Source organism: Chitinophaga nivalis (assembly GCF_025989125.1).
Classification (GTDB): Bacteria; Bacteroidota; Bacteroidia; order Chitinophagales; family Chitinophagaceae; genus Chitinophaga; species Chitinophaga nivalis.
In genome coordinates this window covers 3297644-3315492 of sequence record NZ_JAPDNR010000001.1, presented here as the reverse complement: position 1 = coordinate 3315492, position 17849 = coordinate 3297644, and the positions used below count along the sequence as shown (strand labels likewise).

Below are 17849 nucleotides of genomic sequence, written 5' to 3'. Positions count from 1 at the left end.
TTTACTATTTCAAAAGGAGCAGGCTCCATTATCTCATTTATATCATTCATACAGCCATACAGAAGAGTTTTAAGGAGATTGGACAATCCCCATATGTCACTTCTTCTTTACTATTGATTGATGGTGGCGATGTTGGTACCTAACAGGTGCAGGTCTTCGCCGCGGCTAACTTCGGTAGATGCTTCTCCCAGCCAGCCGTTTTCCTGATCTATGCCATTGTATACTTTTATGAAGTCGATTCCCGGCAGATTTACTTTATTACCATTTTTGTCAATGGCCCAGTCGATATCAATACCGGAATTATCATGCGCATTAGGATAATTATCTACATAACCATACCGGAATGCATACAGGACAAAATAACTACCCTGACCACTTTCTTCTATACCATTGCTTGCCAGCCGGATACCTTTGTAGGTGAGCTTATTGTCTTTCATCCATGCCGGATAATAACTCTGTGAGTGATAGGTATTTTTTATTTTGTAACCTTGCCCGCCCTGATTATCTGTCCAAAGAATATAATCGCTGATACCGATGTGGCCTGCCGGTGCACTGGCTGCTTCCGTTTTCGGACGATGATAACTCATTTCATAATTACGTATGGTACGCGTATCATTTTTACGCTGCACAGCGGCGCTGTACCAGGGTTCATTTTCAGCAGTGAAATTACCGCTGCCTTTTATTTCATACCACTCGTCTTCATCTGGTTTACCGTTCTTATTTTTATCATATGCGACCATTATAATGCCGGGCTCGCAACTGCCTCCAAAGGGAGCATTCGGCCGTGGATTGGCATTGGCGCCAAATGCATTGCCGTGGATTCTGAAATCACGCCGGCCGGATACATTCACGATAGTATGGTCAAATCCCATTACTACATAACCACCCCAGCCTCCTAATGTAATGGTATTCGCATCTGCCCCTATCAGGTCTTTGCCCGCTTTGGCCACCATTGTTTCATAAGTATCTCCTTCCACATACTGAGGCAGTTCATTCACAAACTGACCGGGAGCAGGCAGGTAATCAAATACCTTTGCGATATAAGGTGATGGCGCCCGATCAGGTTGCCGCACTGTTATCAGCAGGGTATCTACCAAATCACCGGCGGAAACCTTTAGGTGGTAAGTACCCTTGTTCACCGCAGTAAACAACGCGGTAGCGGCATTGCTAACGGATAATCTGTATAATTCAGAAGACGCCGACAGCACCTCCCATTTCACATCATTCCTGTTCGTAAATTTCTGCGACGCCTCCAGTGTTAAAATCTTATTGGTGGTTGTTTGCCAGTTTAAATACCGGCCCGTGGTAATTTTTATAACTTTCTGGGCAATGTTTCCTTTATTGTAGGCCATGATGATCAGGTTATAGGTACCGGGATCGGCAGGCGCCTGAAAATTGTATTGCAGGGCATTGGCTGCCCGTTGCCCGTTCAACATCCAGACGATGGAGTCTACCCTGTTTTCGATCGTAGGCTTCAACAACAAGGATGTCTTTATCACAACATAATATTCCGATTCAAGCCCGGCAATAGCAGGTGCAGGTTCCGGGCGTTCTGCATCTTCTTTTTTACAGCTGCTGATTAAAACTAAAGCGCAGGCCAGATAAATGAGAAATTTAAACCGAGTATTCATTTTGATAAATTAATTTTTATGCTATCATTAATTGATGGCAGTATTATAGGAAAGCCGGGCACTATATTCACCCTATTATAAAGTCACTTTAACATTGTCTATGCACACATAAGCAGGTGTGTTTAATCCATAGGCGCCGGAATCGTTGCCTTCGAAATTAAACTCCACACGTGTAACCGTACCTAAATCTGACAGGTCGAAATAAGTCCAGGTAGTCAAAGGTCCTGCAACAGCTGTGTGATTATTATACCTTGCCAGGTCAATTTCAACGGGGTTACCACCATTAGTAGGCGTGTTACCATTATAGCCATATGCCAGTAATTTGAAGTATCCTTTTCCGCCAGCGATATCTTTGAGTGGGGTTGCCACACCGGTAGAGCCAAATGTATTACCGTTCTGAATTACGCCATAGGTGTAGGAAGAAAGACATACATACATGCCATCTACCACACCGCTACCGCTGGTAAAATTCATAACAGGACGTGTTGTGTAACTGGAGTTGTAGGAATCTACATAACCAAATAAAACAGCAAAGTTGTTGCTACCACCGTAGCCACCGTTTTTCGCGCCGCTGGTACCGGAATAAACGCTGCACTGATTGAGGTAAGAGTACCACCAATCACCTGTTTTTCCAGGCGTGTTTGCCTTGTAGTTCCAGTCAGAAACAACAAATCCACCATTCCAATAATCAACTTTGGTAGCGCCGCCGGCACCTTTCACCGCAAATCTTAATTTGCTGGGAGTGTGCACATACGGTGCAATCTGCGTACCGCCCCAGGTAGAGTAAGCGTTATCTCCATAGGAAGTAGTATCAGCCATATAGCTGCGCCCAATACCTTCAAAAGTGATGGTGTGGGTAGTAGTCAATAAGGATTTTTGCCCGGCTTTCACGGTGGCTTCTGAAGAAGCAGTTGCTGGTACCAAATCATTTTGTTTGGAACAGGAAGCTGCCACAAAACAAAGGACTGCCGCTATCAGGGATTTACCATAAAGGGATTTTTTCATAAGTCGTAATTTTTGGTTAGATATTAAATCGGGTTGCCCGGCTTTCTTATTTGTTTTTCAGGTGTTTGTCCAATATGGCTGCTACATGTAACATCCGTCCCTCGTCCATATTGAAGTCTATTGGCCCTCCTTCTGCATTCGTGCCGTCCTGTTGCATCGGGTAAACGACCTTCTGCACTTTCACGAAATTGATCCCAGGTAATTGTACCCGCTCACCTTTACTATTTACGGCCATATCAATATCAATATTCAGTGGCTGTGCAAAGGGTGCAGCACCAGTGAGGTTTCTGGTAATACGTTTTCCCTTACGGGAGAATGAACTTTTCCATCCGTCCATTAATGCCACCTTTTTTTCGCCGATATCAATCATGTTGTAACCCGGGAAGAAACCTTTCGTGGAGAAAGTGCCATCTGTAGTCATCGAGCTGCTAAAGGTTTTGGTATGCACCACTTCTCCTCCGGCAGATTTGTTCTGATTATCTTTCCAATCAAAGTAGCTATAGATCCGTCTGTTGTCGGTATCTGTTTTCTTATAGGTAAAAGTGATTTCATACTCCGGCATATCTTCTACACCATAATCATCGTTTTTGATTTCATACCACTCATCTGCATCCGGCTTACCATTTTTGTTACGATCATACGCTACGTATACCGCCGGCAGATCCAGTTTGGAATAGGTAGCTGTCACCTCCAGATCAGTCTTGCCGGGTACGTTGGCCACAGTATGATCAAATTGGAAGGTGGCAGATCCGCCCCAGGAACCTAAGACCAGCGCTTCGTTCGCATTTTCTTTTCTGATGGCAGTTGCTTTGGCTAAAAAGTCAGTATAAGTCAGCGGAAACTCAGCGCCATACTTCCAGAATTCTGCACTGCCTATAATAGACCAGTTGTGCCCTTTGGCAGGTGCAGGTGCATATTCCAGTACCGTAAAGGCATTTCTCACGTATTGCGCCGCCTTCACAGTGATGTTGCGGGTAGAGGTGGCCGTCTGTTTACCGGCGGTAGCACGCAGGGTAAGTGCATATGTTCCCGCTTCCGGTGATATAAAACTCAGGTTACGTTTTTTACTGATTACAGAATCACCAACAGCCCACTCATACTCATAGTCTGTGCGGTCGGGACCTGTAACTGAAGGGGTGATCTCAATAACATCACACATGGTTACAACAGGTAACTCATCTATAGTGATGGCAATCGGCTTCTCCACATATATTTTGAAAGATTGTGCATTCGTGCCGCCTTTACCATTCACCTTAAAGGTGACTTCGAAATTACCCGGTTCCGCAGCTACAAAAGTATAATTGACCTGACCGGAGGATACTTCCTTGCCATTCACCATCCAGGTATAACTGTTATCGCCAACACTGGTAATATTGGGCGCCAGAATCGTTTTCTCGCCAATGTTTAATACAATCGTATCTCCTGTCATACCGGAAATAGCGGGCGCCTCATACGAGTCTTTTTTACAGGCACCAATAAGAAAAACAACGACAATCAGCAACTTTAGAAAAAGGTTGTTACGCATATTTTATTTCTTTAGATAGTATTTTTATGGTTTAGGTAACAGTACAAAATGAGCTGGTATATCACCGGTACGTACACTCCACTTCTTTTTACCCGCTTTCGTAAAACAGTACAATAATCCGGGTGATACATAGTTACCCGCATCTGTGACATAGATATCTTTGGTGTCCGGATGTACCATAATACCATAGGGAATTTCTATTTCCTTATCGGTTCCATCTGTGATAAAGGCACGGCTGACCAACTGGTGTGTAAGGGTATTTACAATACCATAGGTAATCACATTGGAATGGGTAATATGACTCCACGCCGTACTGTATATATATAGGGAGTCTCCGTCCAGATAGTAGTTACTCACCGCAACAGGCAATACATCCGTTACCTGCTGTTTTTCTTTATCTATAAAATAAAGCCTGGAAGGAAGCTGTTTATAATCTCCCCGGGATGTTACCCACAGATCCCCGCGCTTATCGGCTTTTACGTGGTGGAGATTATAATCCACATCGATCCGTCTTTCTTCTTTAAAGGTGGCTACATCAATCACGGATACCGTTCGTTCATATTTCTCGGTATTGCCCGCCCCCATATAACCGCCGGAATTAGCTACGTAGATTTTACCATTGGTTATTTCGATACCGTCGGGCTGGTAGCCAACAATACATTTACCAACGATGGTAAGCGTGGCAGTATCGACTTTAGCTACATATCCTTTTTGCTTATAATCCGGATTAATTTCAATAGGTCCGGCATAGGAAGTGATATAGGCAAATCCCTTATCGAATTTTATATAGCGGCAATTGGGAATGCCAATCTGCCCGATTCTGCGCGCAGTACCGGCTTCCATTACCTCTACTTTATTGGAAGCATTGATGACCGCATACAACCGGTTACCATAAATAGCGATGTCGTTTCCTACATCGCCCAATTCCTTCGGTACATTGGGATTAATGACCGCATAAATATTTCTGCGAAATACACCGGTAGCAAAATCAAAATAGTCCAGTGTACTTTTATTACTGCCCATATTACCTTCATTCAGCAGATAAAAGCCGGCAAAATTGTTTTTAACGGCCGAGTCTACCTTGACGCCATCATTGATGAATACGGCTACATCCTTCCTGCAGGAGGAGATCCCAAAAATCAGCAGCAGTGCGATAAAGCATAAGGAATGCCTGCTCATAGTTCCACGGATAAAATGATTTTATAATTTCGTTTAGGCATCGGGTAATTCAATACCACTTCATAATCCTGACTGAAAACATTGTTCAGCTCTCCGGAAATCCGGAAGCGATATCGTTTAAACTGTATGTTTTTAGAAGCAGAGAGATCGTGTGTATACCAGGGCTGCTCATAGTTCTCCGGTATATTCGCTGAATTATGGTAACGTTCTCCCACGTAAATAAAGCTGTAGTTCAGTCGCCAGGATTTATACTGTACACTGGAGATGAATGAACCACTATGCCAGGGGATATAGGGAATTTGTCCGCCATAGGTGATCTCTTTCAGCGCTGTACTTTTTCTTCCCGTAAAATCCTGTGCCTGCTGATAGGTATAAGCTGTTCTTATATTCAGTAAAATACCTGCCGGAAAAGAAAAGGCCAGGTCTGATACAACATCCACACCTTTTATTTCTACATCTCCCAGATTCATCATCATCCAGCGATACATACCGCTGCCCTTGGGAACGGCGACTATTTTATTGGTAACCTGGTTGTAGTAAAAATCAGTTTGTAGCTGCCACTCCGTTAAAACGGAACCGATGCGGTTTTTACGGTAGGCAAAACCCAGGTTATATTGATGTGTATACTCCGGCTCCAGATTGATATTACCAATATCCGTGTAATACAAATCATTAAAAGTAGGCATCCGGAAAATATTCTTGTAAAAGGCCCTTATATTAAAATCCGCGCGGGAAAAGGGTTTATAGGAGAGAAAAACAGCTGGTGTCACTTCCTGTTTGGATGGGGCGGCAACGGCAGCATTGCCTACCGGCGTATTTCCTTTGACAACCCGCTCATTGACAAACGTACCCAACACGCTGGCCTGCATTTTCAACTTCCCAAATTCTCCTGCTCCGGCCAATGCTACCAGGGAAGTAAATCTCTTCGGGAATACAAAACCAGCCAGATCAGAACGCAACGTATTATACTGGAAGTCCGTCGACAAATTGATATCAATCTTTTTCGACACACTATACTTGTTGGCAATGGAACCATACCACTCCTGCTGATGAAAACTATTATCTATATGCATTAAATCCGGATCCGGATTCAGGTAGCGCATATAATCGTTGGCATACTTTGCATTCACCTGGATATCGTACCCACAGACAACATTTTTTTGAAAAGAGCCCTGCAGGAAGAAGTTCCGGTCCCATTGTCTTTGCGCACGTTTCCAGACATTATTGACGATAGCCCCTGGTATACCTCTTTCCGAATCATAGAAGTACGCTTTGGCATTCCATACCCCCCGATTGATATTACCATATAATCCACCTTCCAGCCTCCACGCATTGATATCTCCATTATGTCTGATAGCAGTGGTATCCCAGGCCACGTCCCCGGATTCAGGGAATACTCTTTTATACCGGAACGGGTAACGACCGGAAGACCTGATATATTCACTGCTGATGGAATAGTTTATATTTTTATTCAACTTCCGCTCCAGTAATACGGAGGGATTGATTAAATCAAACGAACCTGTTTTTAAAACGCCCTTGAAGTTGGTGTTTTTGGCAGAATCGAAGACCGGCTTTCTGCTCCGCAGATAGATACTACCGGAAGATCCGTAATCTCTTGCTGGTTGAAAAATTTCACTTTTCTGACCATTGTACATAGAGATGGATTCAATGTTATCCATTGAAAACTTTCCCAGATCTATCTGTCCGTTTTGTGCGTTACCTAACTGAATACCATCGTAGAATACGCCCATATGGTTAGTCCCCATACTGCGCATATCCACAGTTTTCAGTCCGCCTATTCCGCCATAATCCTTTACCTGCACACCTGCGAAATAGCGTATGGCATCTGCTACAGAAAAACTGTTTAAACTTTTTAAGTTATCGCCGGATAGTTTTTGCGAAGGAATCACTTCTTTATATACAGATGTATAAATAGTAACTCCCCGTAAAGTCTTCACCTTACCGGTATCCACTGGTGTAGTGTTGCGATAGGTTTGCTGTCCGTACAGGTTGGTGCAAATAAATGCTAAAAACGTTATTGGCAACGTTTTTAATGCGTTTGACATACAGGTTAATAGTTGGATTTGTCTGATAGCCTACCAGATGACATACGAAAACAAAAGACCCCGAAATAATTTCAGTGCAAGTTGTATTCAAAGCCTCATCCTCGAAAGCTTTAAAAAATTTAGCTGCATTGGCAGGTCTCCTGGCTTGTTCTCACTTTAGACGGCCTTCCCATTTTTATTCACTAAAAACAGTGGCGAGTAGATGTCAAAGTGTTGTAATAGAACTTACAGTAGCGGGACTGCTCAGGATTTCCACCTGATTCCCTATTAATTCTAACATTGTGAAATTTATGTTAAAAACCAATTGCGGCGTAATATTACGACAAATAATTGATAAAGAAGGAAGAAGTTAAAATATATATGAAAAGCGTAGCAGGCATATACAACCATATTTTAAGCCGCTTAACACAATATCTGTTGCATGCCAGTCTTCCATACCTATATTTATAGGTATGAAATCCTTCTATATTTTCACATTATTATTGCTATCAGGCACCTGGTGTTTTAGTCAGACAAAACAAGATAGCATCGCCATCAAACAAGCCGCACTCGATTATATCGAATCACAGCATACACCGAATCCGGCGCAGATGGAAAGGGCATTACACCCCAGGATGGTGAAGCGTACATTTTGGAAAGATAAAGCCACCAACAAAGATTATCTCCGGGAAACATCTACCGAATCTATGGTACTACTGGCAGAAAGCTACAATAGGAACAAAGATAAATTTCCACCTGTACCTAAGAAAGAAGTGAAACTGCTGGATGTTTCAGACAGAACAGCGTCCCTTAAACTGATCGCAGATGACTGGATCGACTATATGCACCTTGTTAAGTTGAATGGAACCTGGAAAATTATTAATGTGCTTTGGCAATATAATGATAGCTCGCAGCATAAGTAATCGTATACCGTAAAGGTCCGTATGCCTGATGATCCGGCATACGGACCTTTGCTTCATTTGTATTACCGGCACCTGATCAACAGGATCTACCTCCGGTTAAAGCCATCATAAACTCCCCTGCTTTTTTTATAGCCTCTTTTCCTTCCGGCAACAGCGCATGCCACAAGGGAAAGTTATGGATCATCCGGGGCCAGACTTCCAACCTTACATGTACGCCTGCCATAGCTGCATTGTGTGTAAACGTCAGGGCTTCACTCAACATCTCCTCTGCTTCTCCCACGATCACATACACCGGCGCGATACCATGAACAGCTGCATAAACAGGGGAAGCCACCGGCAGCTCCGGATGAGCGCCGCCCAAATACGCGGCAGCCTGTCTTTCAATCACGCTACGGCTTACAATCGGATCTATGCCTTCTCTGGTTCTGTAGGTGGCGCCACTTTGTCCTAAGTCTATCCATGGAGATATCAGGATACCGCCGGCTGGCATTGGTACGCCTCTGTCCCGCGCGAAAAGCAATACATTGATAGTCGCATTGCCTCCCGCAGAATCGCCGCCAATAATAATATTTTCGGCCTTATATCCTTGCTCCAGCAACCATAGATATCCCTCAAATATATCTTCCAGGGGTTGCGGAAACGGATGCTCAGGTGCTAATCGGTAATCCAGGGCGAAGGTTTTCATTTTCCCCGCTCTCCCCAGTTCACTGATTTCTCCCCGATGTGTTGCCGGGCTGCCAATCAGAAATGCACCACCATGTATATAGTACAGCACATGGGTATCGCTGGCACCGGGGGCCATCGTCCATTCACCGGTTAGATTTCCGACGGATACGGTTTCATAAATAATATCAGCAGCCACAGGTAAGGTGGCATACATTTTAGCTGCGGCAATACGTAGTTCAACGATGGGTGCATGCAGATCCAGGTGCTTCTTAAAGTAATCCCTGGCGATTTTCAAACCTTCTTTCATACTGTTATTGTTTTAGTATTTATAACAGCAAATCTCGGATGACAACCACCCTGCCTGTTAGAAAATAACCGGCCAACATTGGTACTTTTCATTCCAAAATATCAAGGTTACCTGTTCAGATATTTTTCGTGCATGCGTTTACGATATGCAGCGGGCGATACGCCTTCCTGTTTTTTAAACTGACGGGAGAAATAAGAAAAGTCCTTAAACCCCAGCTGATCGCTAATATCACCGATTGGCAGGTTACAATAAACCAACATCCGTTTTGCCTCTATCAGGCCCCGATCGCGGATCATCTCCCCTGCCGTCTTACCCGTTAACTGCCGGACAATTTTATTGAGATAATTGGCAGATATATGCAGCTTATCTGCATAAAAGGTTAACGGCGTCGCTTCCCTATAATGTTGCGCTATCAGTTTCTTAAACCTTTTAAGCAAGACCACCTGAAAAGTGTCTTTCAATGCTACGGGATCATTGTGCATGAATCGCTGAATACGATTCAGTAAAACAAACAGTAAGCCATTGATGATTAAAGGCACTTTCACTGGCCGGTCCAGCTCTGCTGTCAGCGGATCAATAATCGCACGCAACTCCTGTTGCATGCTTTCGTCTAAACATAGATATGGTTTAGTGAAGCTATCCTCCAGAAAAGTAAGTTCAAAAACAGATTCCTGTGTATGATGTGCCAGCAGGAATTGCTCGGTGAAAGCGATACTATAACCTTTTACCTTTTCCGGTGTATGCAACAGGTGAATCTGACCAGGAGCAGTGATTAGCAGTGTACCTGTTTGAATAAAGATATCGTGATAATCGATAGTATGTGTAAAGGTTCCCTCCGTGACCCAGATGATTTCATAAAAATCATGTTTGTGCGGCCATTGCAAATCTTTTGGCCACGACAGGTCCTCAAATCGTTCCAATCGAAAAAAATGCGCCAGTGTTTTATGGGAAGGAAAGTCTTCCATCTTATAAGTTGGAATCATGGCATGCATACAATTATCCAACAAACATAAATCATTGGTGGGACATCAAAACGGAACCACCTCCCCGGCTATTCGTACCATTTAATTATTTAACTTTAGCTAAAACCACTTTATGATATTGCAATACCTTACAGGCGAATTCGAACATGAAGTAAACAACACGCGTAAATTATTACAGGCGGTTCCCGAAAAAGACCTCGGTTATAAGCCTTCCGCCGTTTCCTGGACGATGGGAGAACTTGCCCAGCATATTGCCACCATTTATTACTGGTATGTGGGCACATTGACCAAAGATGTGTACGACCTGGCTACAGATCATCTGGAACGGGGAGACACCAATGACATCCAGGCTACACTGGCCCTTTTTGAAAACAATGTTGAAAAAGCAAGGGCTGCATTAGCGACGCTTACAGAGGAAAAACTGCTGGAAAACTGGACGATGAAAGCAGGAGAAAAAGTACTCCTGGGTCCTATGCCCAGAGGCATTGTATCGCGTGGATTTCTTTTTAATCATATCTATCACCACCGGGGCGAATTGATTGTTTACCTGCGTGCAACGGGCAATAAAGTGCCGGGTTTGTATGGCCCTACCTACGAACAAAGTGGCAAAATGTAAATCTCATCCAATATCTAAAGAGGGGGCCGTCTTCTCAGACGTCCCCCTCTTTAGATCAACTATTAGCGATTAGCTGTTTTTCCGGTTCGTATGTCAATTCCACAACGCCTGATTTAAATACGCGTGTGCCGGTCAATATCAGTCCCACGCGTCCTTTCAAGGCTTCAAATAACGGCTTTCCGCTACCCAATGCCACCGGGTGAACAGATATTTTATAGATATCAATAAGGCCCAGGTTGATGAACGTCTTAATCAGACCAGCACCACCGTACAACCAGATATCCTTTCCGTTTTCTTGCTTTATGGCGGTTACTTTGCTGACAATATCATCTGCAATGAAAGTCGCTTTTTCGGCTGTTCGGTCTTGCTTTGAAAAAACAAATTTGTGCTTAGCATGTATTCCCTGCCACATTGCCTTTTCTGCCGGACTGGTATTTTCATCCGGTTGAAAATTTCCCCACGCATCATAACTCACTCTCCCATAGAATATCGTATCAATGCTCTCTATGAAGGCATCAAAATGCATATCTTCTTCCATGATACACCAATCTACTTCTCCGTTGGGGCCTTCAATAAAACCATCTAAGCTAACGGCTAAATTTAAAATTACTTTTTTCATATCCTTCTCTTTTCAGCAAAATTACAGATCAGATGGTAGCCGTCTTTTGGAAAAAAGCGACAAAATTAAAGTTGAGATGGTACAAGCCCGGTGTTTCTTTTGATTTCATTCGTCAAATGTGCATGGTCGTAATAACCACATTCCAATGCAATATCGAACAGGCTTTCATTCGGGTCAGAATTTTTAATCCTGGATAAAGCATGTTGAAAGCGAATAATACAGGAATACGCTTTCGGACTAATCCCTGTTTCAGCTTTGAATGTTCGCTCCAGTTGCCGCACTGTTGTAAAATTCATGCGGGCGATTTCATCTATACTTAATTGCCCTTTCGCGTGGTCAATCGCTTCAATAATTGTTTGTAAGTGTTCGTTTCTTTTTTGTAGTCTGTTTACAAAAAATGTATTCAGATAGTCAACAGGATTTTTTATCACTTTATCCAGGTCAAACGAATACCGCTTTTCCAGTTGAATGGTTTGATCAGTTATTTCATTTTGTGTGACATAATTATAAAAATTCCGAAATACACCGGGTTTCAGACACACACCCAACAGATGCGCATCTGCATCGATGAAACTGTCTTTAAAAGAGGTCATGGCTCCTACCACATATGTTTTGCCAAAATCCATCCTGACTGACCCATTATCCGTTGCACAGGTATCTCCTATATTAACCACCAGCCCGGCGCAACCATCCGGAAAATTCCGCTCCCACTGCTTGTCATTATCTTCCCCTTTCAGCTCCCAGAAGGAATGAATATAAGGGGCTAATGCGGTACATGGTTTTATGATTTTATATTCCATTTCCTGCTGGTAATACTTTTGATGAATTATCAGTGCTGTATAAACAATACTACACTGTGATTCCCTTAATAAAAGACTACAAAAAACCTATCACGCAAGCGTTACCTGGCATATTCTTTCTCGATAGAATGCGTGGGCATATTTATGATAGTATCATAGCAGTTTACGATACACTACAAAACCTGACCGCTCGGCCAATTTATCATACAATTGAATGGCCTGATGATTTGTTTCCTGCGTTTGCCAATAGACCCTGGAACACCCATTTGTTTTAGCAAGGCTATATACCCTCTCAATGAGTTTTCGGGCCACACCATTTCCCCGGGATTCCTGTAATACAAATAAGTCCTGCAGGTAGCAACTTGGCTCCACAGTTATAGTACTGCGATGATACAGGTAATGCGAAAGGCCTATCAGCCTTCCGTTATACTCCGCAACGATGGCATGAACAGGTTCATCAACATCAAAAAAACGATTCCATGTTGTCCGGGAAATCAGCGGATCAAGCATTTTTTCTCCCGATCGTCCATAAAATTCATTGTAGCCCTCCCATAAGACAAACCATTGTTCAAAATCTTCGGGATGCGGTTTTCGGATAATCATTTCCATCATTAAATGTAAAAAAATCCGTGGTTTTATTGAAGCATGTTGTTTGGCGTTATCATTTGGTAGCAACGTCGGCTGATGCGTAGAAACAGCAAGTTGGGTTATAGAAACGCGATTTCCCCACGCATGACGTGGAGGTGTCCATCTTTACATCATTTAAGTATCTATACTACTTGAATCACAGCCATCTCAAAAGCCGTGTAAAATTGGGTTAACTTAACTCTAGCCTGATCTGTTGTCAGGGCTTGAAACTCAATATCAGTCAGATAGGGGGCCAAGTATTCTTTTCTTATGTCTATAATAGGCTCGAAATTCAAGCCCAGGCATGTTAAATCGTGTCGTACTTTTTCTTGCGTTTCGAAATCAAGATTTCGGTTAGGAACAAAAATATGATCGGGTATTTTATATTCAAGGTAAATATTGGGATCAAAGGATATTGCGTCAGGCTTTAATATACCATTGGGACACTTATCCCTTTTGTTTTTTACATTTACATCTGCATCAATAAGAAAGAAATTATCCCAGTCCCATCCCTTGCTATCTTTTAAGGCGGCGTTATAATGATCCAGTTGTCCGGAAAACTGGAATTGCTTAAAGATTCCATCTATCCAATGCTCAGGCGCACACTTGCGGCAGTCTTGCATCTTCCTTTCCGAGTATGCACATAACCCTTCCTGCAACCATACAAGGCTCGCTACTATATCATAATAGTATTTAAAATTAGAAGAGTTATATTTTGGATGCTTTTTCCCTTTTGCGGTTAAATCATCCAACCATTCTTTGTATTTGGTAGCTAACAATCCAGACTTATCAATTTTACGCATAATTGATTCATTCGGTTTTCCAGGCTAACTTTTGAGCCAACAATTTATAACGCGTCAATATTTCTTTTGCTTTTGGGGTTTTCAATTTGCCATCCTGCTTCAGCTGATCTAACTGGTTTTTCAACATGGTTAATTCTACCAATGCTTCCATTCGTAAATCGGTGCTGGTATCCTTCAGATCAAAAACCTTCTTTAGAATGAGATCATAATCCAAGTACCTTGGATCAACAAAGTAATTATCCACATGATTCTCCCCTTCATAATATAGATCACGATAGATATTCCAGTTCTTGTCAAATTTCAATTCCACTATCTCCCAGGGCTCAAAAGAAGAGGCGATGATAGGAGAATGTGTAGCAAAGAAAAACTGGCAATCTGTAGTAAGGCTTTGGTAGTAATCAATAATTGTTCTTTGAAGATCGGGGTATAAAGATCTCTCCGGCTCATCATATAGTATCTGGCATTTTTCAGGTTGCAATAAGTACAAGGGCAGGGCTGATAACATTACCTGCTTGGTACCTGTACTCAACAAACCGTTTGGCACCTCATTGCCCGCAAAATCTTCTATTTTCAGAAATCCTATATCATCTTTACCCTGAAAGTCCAATTTTGTTTTAACACGCAGGCCAAAATTTTTCAACAACGGATCAAGACATTTATCGGCGATATCCTGTACCGGGCTCCGGGTTTCACGACGCCACTTTTCCAGTTTCTTAACAGCATTTTGAATAGATTTTAAATCTATTGCCTTTTCTGCAATATGAGAAATCTCCTGCCGGATTTTTATCTCTTCTTCCTGATAACGCCGGATTTCATTTAATATAATTGTCCATGTATTAGCAGCAGAATAAGAAGAGAAATCTATGTTTTTTTGGTCCTGTAAGTTTAATAAATCATCGTGTTCCACCTCCAGTTTGTAATCCAAATCAGCCGGGAAATATATGGAGGTTTGTTTTATTGACTTGATATAAGTATCCCATTGTAGATTGGCACGCTCAAGTTCAATTGCTGCATCATCCTGGTAAGCAACGTTCCAGTAATAGGCTACCATCTTTTTTTCCGGATCAGCTTCATCGTCAAAAGCAATTGTCTGGGACGCAATCAAATCCTCAAATTCAAAACCAAGAGAGATCTGACTAATTTGGTCCATTGATCCTAACTCTTTGTACAAGCTCCCTCTGTATGAAAGAACAGATATCAACTTCAATAAGGTAGTCTTCCCGGTTCCACTTTGTCCTATGATACAAACCTTATCTAAAGCCTGCCCCGCCTTCGGATGTCCTGCAGGATAAGTAAGGTCCAGATGTAAATCTTTAAAATGATGTAAATCAGGAATCGTAATGCTTCTTACTTTCATTACACAATATTTATCCAGGTACACAATATGATTATGTAAGATAAATTTCTTTCATCATTTCTAACCAAACAACCGCATGAAATTTTTCATAACCACTTTAAAACAGAAAAGCCTGCACAATGTGCAGGCTTTTTTCCAGTGATCCCGCTGGGACTCGAACCCAGGACCCATACATTAAAAGTGTATTGCTCTACCAACTGAGCTACGGAATCATTCCCCGTTTGTGTAAGGGAGTGCAAAGATAGGAATTATTTTTTTTCAACCAAATATTCCAGTGATTTTTTTTATCATTTCCCTGCAAATGTCATCTTATAGCGGATCGCAGCGTCATCTTTTTCCTGACCGCTAAAAATATGCAGCAGATAATACTTACCGGCTGCCCAGTCGCCTACACTGTTATCGTAGTAAGGACTGCCCGGATTACCACTTTGACCGCCAGGATAAATACCATAGGCTTCCGTCTTATCCGACAGCTGCACCACCATTCTCCAGGAAGGACCATGGGTTTTCTGAGAGGCATTCACAATATGGCGGCCACCGCCTGTAAACAGGTGCAATGCACTGAAAGCAGGCAAGGCGCGGGAAAGGTGATTGATATCGGTACCACGAACTTTACCCAGCTCCAATGTACCGGCTTTCTCCCAGGCAGCAGCTTTTTTCGCAGTTGCAATAAAGGCGCCCTGTATCAGCTGCGATAACGTTTCCTTTTGTGGCGTATTGATATTATCCAGGAAGTGGAAAGACGTGTCGCGCAACAACAACAGTAAGGTAGTGGTAGATTGCGGATAGGTCAGGATGGTGGTATCTTTTGGACGCAGCTCATCATGCCAGATGGTATCTTCCAGGCTATTCCACATATAGTTGAAAACACTGGCTGCTTTGCTGTCTGCATTGCTGACACAGTCCCAGGAGGATAACAGCTGCCAGTAACTGCGCTGGGTAGCATCCAGGGAGGTGGTATCGAGGTGTCTGCGGAACAGCGGTATAGCCGCTGCTGCAAACAGGTTCTTGTTATCGTTCTGGAGTGCCATCATATCCTGCGGGGTGATGCCATTCATCACTGCCAGCCGCTGATTGATACGCTCGCCACGGAAGAGGTCAAATTGGCCGTATAAAGGATAAGGATACGTGTTATCAGTAGCGCGCTGGTTGGCGGAGCTCACAAAACCCCGTTCCGGGTTTTTGATATGTGGCAGCTCCTCCCGTGGGATATATCCCTGCCAGGCGTAGGTACTGTCGCTGCCGGGCATGATCCATTTACCCTGGTCGCGCCATCTTACCGGGAAGATACCATTCTGCCAGATGGCGATATCGCCGCTTTTAGCCGCAAATACGAAGTTCTGGGCCGGACAGGTATAGAATTTCAGGGCTTCCAGGTAATCCTCATAATTACGGGCTTTATTGAGCCGGCGGAAAGTCCCCAGTTCATTGGAAGGGTCCAGTGCCTTCCAGCGCATAGCCAGGAAAGATTCTTTGGTCGTTTTATCCGGGAAGGTATTATCATATATAACAGGGCCCCATACAGTATAGGCTACCGTATCTTTTACAGTCTGGCCACCTCTTACTTTGATTTCCTCTATGCGCAGATCGGCCGGGCGATAGTTGCCGTTGAACAGGTATTCCTGCTTACCGTTGCGGAATTGCATGCGGTAGTAGTCTTTCACGTCTACTTCTCCGTTGGTGACACCCCAGGCGACCTGGTCGTTGAAACCAATGATCACACCGGGAGAGCCAGGCAGGGAGGCGCCATATACATTCATATCCGGAGTATGAATCTGTACCTCATACCAGATAGAAGGCAGGCTGAGACCCAGGTGCGGGTCGCTGCAAAGAATAGGTGCGCCGGATCTGGTTTTGTTGCCGCTTACTGCCCAGTTGTTACTGCCATTTTCCGGATTGGGTTTGTCCATCTTGAATTTCAGGATGGCTTCATCTACCGCCAGCAGACTGTCTGGTGGCGCCGTAGCTTTTGCAGTAGCTGCAGCAAACGCCGTTCCTTTGGGAATGATAGGATCCAGTGTATCCTGGAAGTCGGGATACATCAGGTTAAAATCTTCCAGCGAAAACAGGCGGCGTGCATTCGTATATTCGAGGTCGTTAGCAAATCCTGCCAGGTCGTGCGCCATGTATTTCAGGAGCAGGGCTGATTTGATAATATCCCATTTTTCCGGTTTATAGTCCAGTATTTTATATTCAACAGGTAAGGTCGCCGGTGTGAGGGTGGCGATATAGGCATTGATGCCGGCGGCATATGCGGTTACCGCTGTTTTGGTATCCGGGTCACTCATCATGGTTTTCACGGCCAGTTCAGCACCATACAACATACCCAGGCGACGCTGGGAGCGGTCATAGCGGATCAGGTTTGGTCCCAGTATTTCCGACAATCGGCCGGCAGCGGCCATGGTCTGTAATTCCATCTGCCAGAGGCGATCCCGCGCGGTCACAAAACCTTGTACATAATAGGCATCGGCATCATTATCGGCAAAGATGTGTGGCACGGCACGGTCATCAAACCATACGGATGCTTTACCGGATAATCCGGGTAATACCACTTCTTCGTGCGGACGTTGGCCAATAGGTTCTGCATTACGCCAGAAGCCAGTTTGCGGACTTAACAAATTTCCCAGGGGCGGAATATTTCCTAACTTATTGCTGAACGCGTATGTAAGTGACAAGGTAACAGCAGCTGTAATAATAGCGGGGATTATTTTCATATTACTAATCGGATGTAATATGTAAAATACATCAAATTTGACTGAAAAC

At 43.5% G+C, this 17849-nt stretch carries 15 protein-coding genes, 1 tRNA gene and 1 riboswitch; of the genes, 2 read left to right on the top strand and 14 right to left on the bottom strand.

Annotated elements, in window-relative coordinates:
* Window positions 1-110 precede the first annotated feature (110 nt).
* The 5 genes from OL444_RS13595 to OL444_RS13575 all read right to left on the bottom strand — a co-directional run bounded on the left by OL444_RS13595 (window position 111) and on the right by OL444_RS13575 (window position 7406).
* Entirely contained in the window at window positions 111-1631 is a 1521-nt protein-coding gene (locus OL444_RS13595) for a hypothetical protein (RefSeq protein ID WP_264732649.1), read from the bottom strand.
* Window positions 1632-1706: 75 nt separating this feature from the next.
* Window positions 1707-2636 carry a DUF4465 domain-containing protein gene (locus OL444_RS13590; protein WP_264732650.1) on the bottom strand — a complete coding sequence of 310 codons (930 nt, stop codon included), beginning with the start codon at window positions 2634-2636 and terminating at the stop codon, window positions 1707-1709.
* Window positions 2637-2682: 46 nt separating this feature from the next.
* Window positions 2683-4161 (bottom strand): PKD-like domain-containing protein, encoded by a 1479-nt coding sequence (locus OL444_RS13585; RefSeq protein ID WP_264732651.1) that lies wholly within the window; start codon window positions 4159-4161, stop codon window positions 2683-2685.
* 24 nt (window positions 4162-4185) lie between these two features.
* Window positions 4186-5340, bottom strand: a complete 1155-nt coding sequence (locus tag OL444_RS13580; RefSeq protein ID WP_264732652.1) for a YncE family protein — start codon at window positions 5338-5340, stop codon at window positions 4186-4188.
* Window positions 5337-7406 (bottom strand): TonB-dependent receptor, encoded by a 2070-nt coding sequence (locus OL444_RS13575; RefSeq protein WP_264732653.1) that lies wholly within the window; start codon window positions 7404-7406, stop codon window positions 5337-5339. The genes OL444_RS13580 and OL444_RS13575 overlap by 4 nt, the downstream gene beginning before the upstream one ends.
* Before the next feature lie 113 nt (window positions 7407-7519).
* Window positions 7520-7726: riboswitch (cobalamin riboswitch) on the bottom strand.
* Between the two features lie 132 nt (window positions 7727-7858).
* Between OL444_RS13575 and OL444_RS13570 the strand changes: the two genes are divergently transcribed.
* Window positions 7859-8308: a nuclear transport factor 2 family protein gene (locus OL444_RS13570; RefSeq protein ID WP_264732654.1), complete on the top strand. Its 450-nt coding sequence runs from the start codon at window positions 7859-7861 to the stop codon at window positions 8306-8308.
* A 76-nt stretch (window positions 8309-8384) separates the two neighbouring features.
* Here the strand turns inward: OL444_RS13570 and OL444_RS13565 are convergent, their stop codons facing one another.
* Window positions 8385-9281, bottom strand: a complete 897-nt coding sequence (locus OL444_RS13565; protein WP_264732655.1) for an alpha/beta hydrolase — start codon at window positions 9279-9281, stop codon at window positions 8385-8387.
* A 107-nt stretch (window positions 9282-9388) separates the two neighbouring features.
* The gene (locus OL444_RS13560) at window positions 9389-10264 is read right to left on the bottom strand and encodes an AraC family transcriptional regulator (RefSeq protein ID WP_264732656.1); all 876 of its coding nucleotides are present in this window, start codon (window positions 10262-10264) and stop codon (window positions 9389-9391) included.
* A 112-nt stretch (window positions 10265-10376) separates the two neighbouring features.
* Here OL444_RS13560 and OL444_RS13555 point away from each other — a divergent pair, with 112 nt between their 5' ends.
* Complete coding sequence (locus OL444_RS13555; RefSeq protein ID WP_264732657.1) at window positions 10377-10880, top strand: DinB family protein; 504 nt, start codon at window positions 10377-10379, stop codon at window positions 10878-10880.
* Window positions 10881-10935: 55 nt separating this feature from the next.
* On the opposite strand, the gene OL444_RS13550 is transcribed toward OL444_RS13555, so the two are convergent.
* The 7 genes from OL444_RS13550 to OL444_RS13520 form a co-directional block, all read right to left on the bottom strand.
* Window positions 10936-11499, bottom strand: coding sequence for a dihydrofolate reductase family protein (locus OL444_RS13550; protein WP_264732658.1), 564 nt, complete (start codon window positions 11497-11499; stop codon window positions 10936-10938).
* Window positions 11500-11564: 65 nt separating this feature from the next.
* The gene (locus OL444_RS13545; RefSeq protein WP_264732659.1) at window positions 11565-12299 is read right to left on the bottom strand and encodes a helix-turn-helix domain-containing protein; all 735 of its coding nucleotides are present in this window, start codon (window positions 12297-12299) and stop codon (window positions 11565-11567) included.
* A 153-nt stretch (window positions 12300-12452) separates the two neighbouring features.
* Window positions 12453-12911, bottom strand: a complete 459-nt coding sequence (locus tag OL444_RS13540) for a GNAT family N-acetyltransferase (RefSeq protein ID WP_264752021.1) — start codon at window positions 12909-12911, stop codon at window positions 12453-12455.
* Between the two features lie 158 nt (window positions 12912-13069).
* On the bottom strand, window positions 13070-13729 hold the full coding sequence (locus OL444_RS13535) for a hypothetical protein (protein ID WP_264732661.1): 660 nt from the start codon (window positions 13727-13729) through the stop codon (window positions 13070-13072).
* A 7-nt stretch (window positions 13730-13736) separates the two neighbouring features.
* A complete protein-coding gene (locus tag OL444_RS13530) occupies window positions 13737-15086 on the bottom strand; it encodes an AAA family ATPase (RefSeq protein WP_264732662.1) in 1350 nt (449 codons plus the stop codon).
* A 139-nt stretch (window positions 15087-15225) separates the two neighbouring features.
* Window positions 15226-15298: transfer RNA gene (locus OL444_RS13525), tRNA-Lys, on the bottom strand.
* A 75-nt stretch (window positions 15299-15373) separates the two neighbouring features.
* Window positions 15374-17800, bottom strand: a complete 2427-nt coding sequence (locus OL444_RS13520; RefSeq protein ID WP_264732663.1) for a penicillin acylase family protein — start codon at window positions 17798-17800, stop codon at window positions 15374-15376.
* Window positions 17801-17849 lie beyond the last annotated feature (49 nt).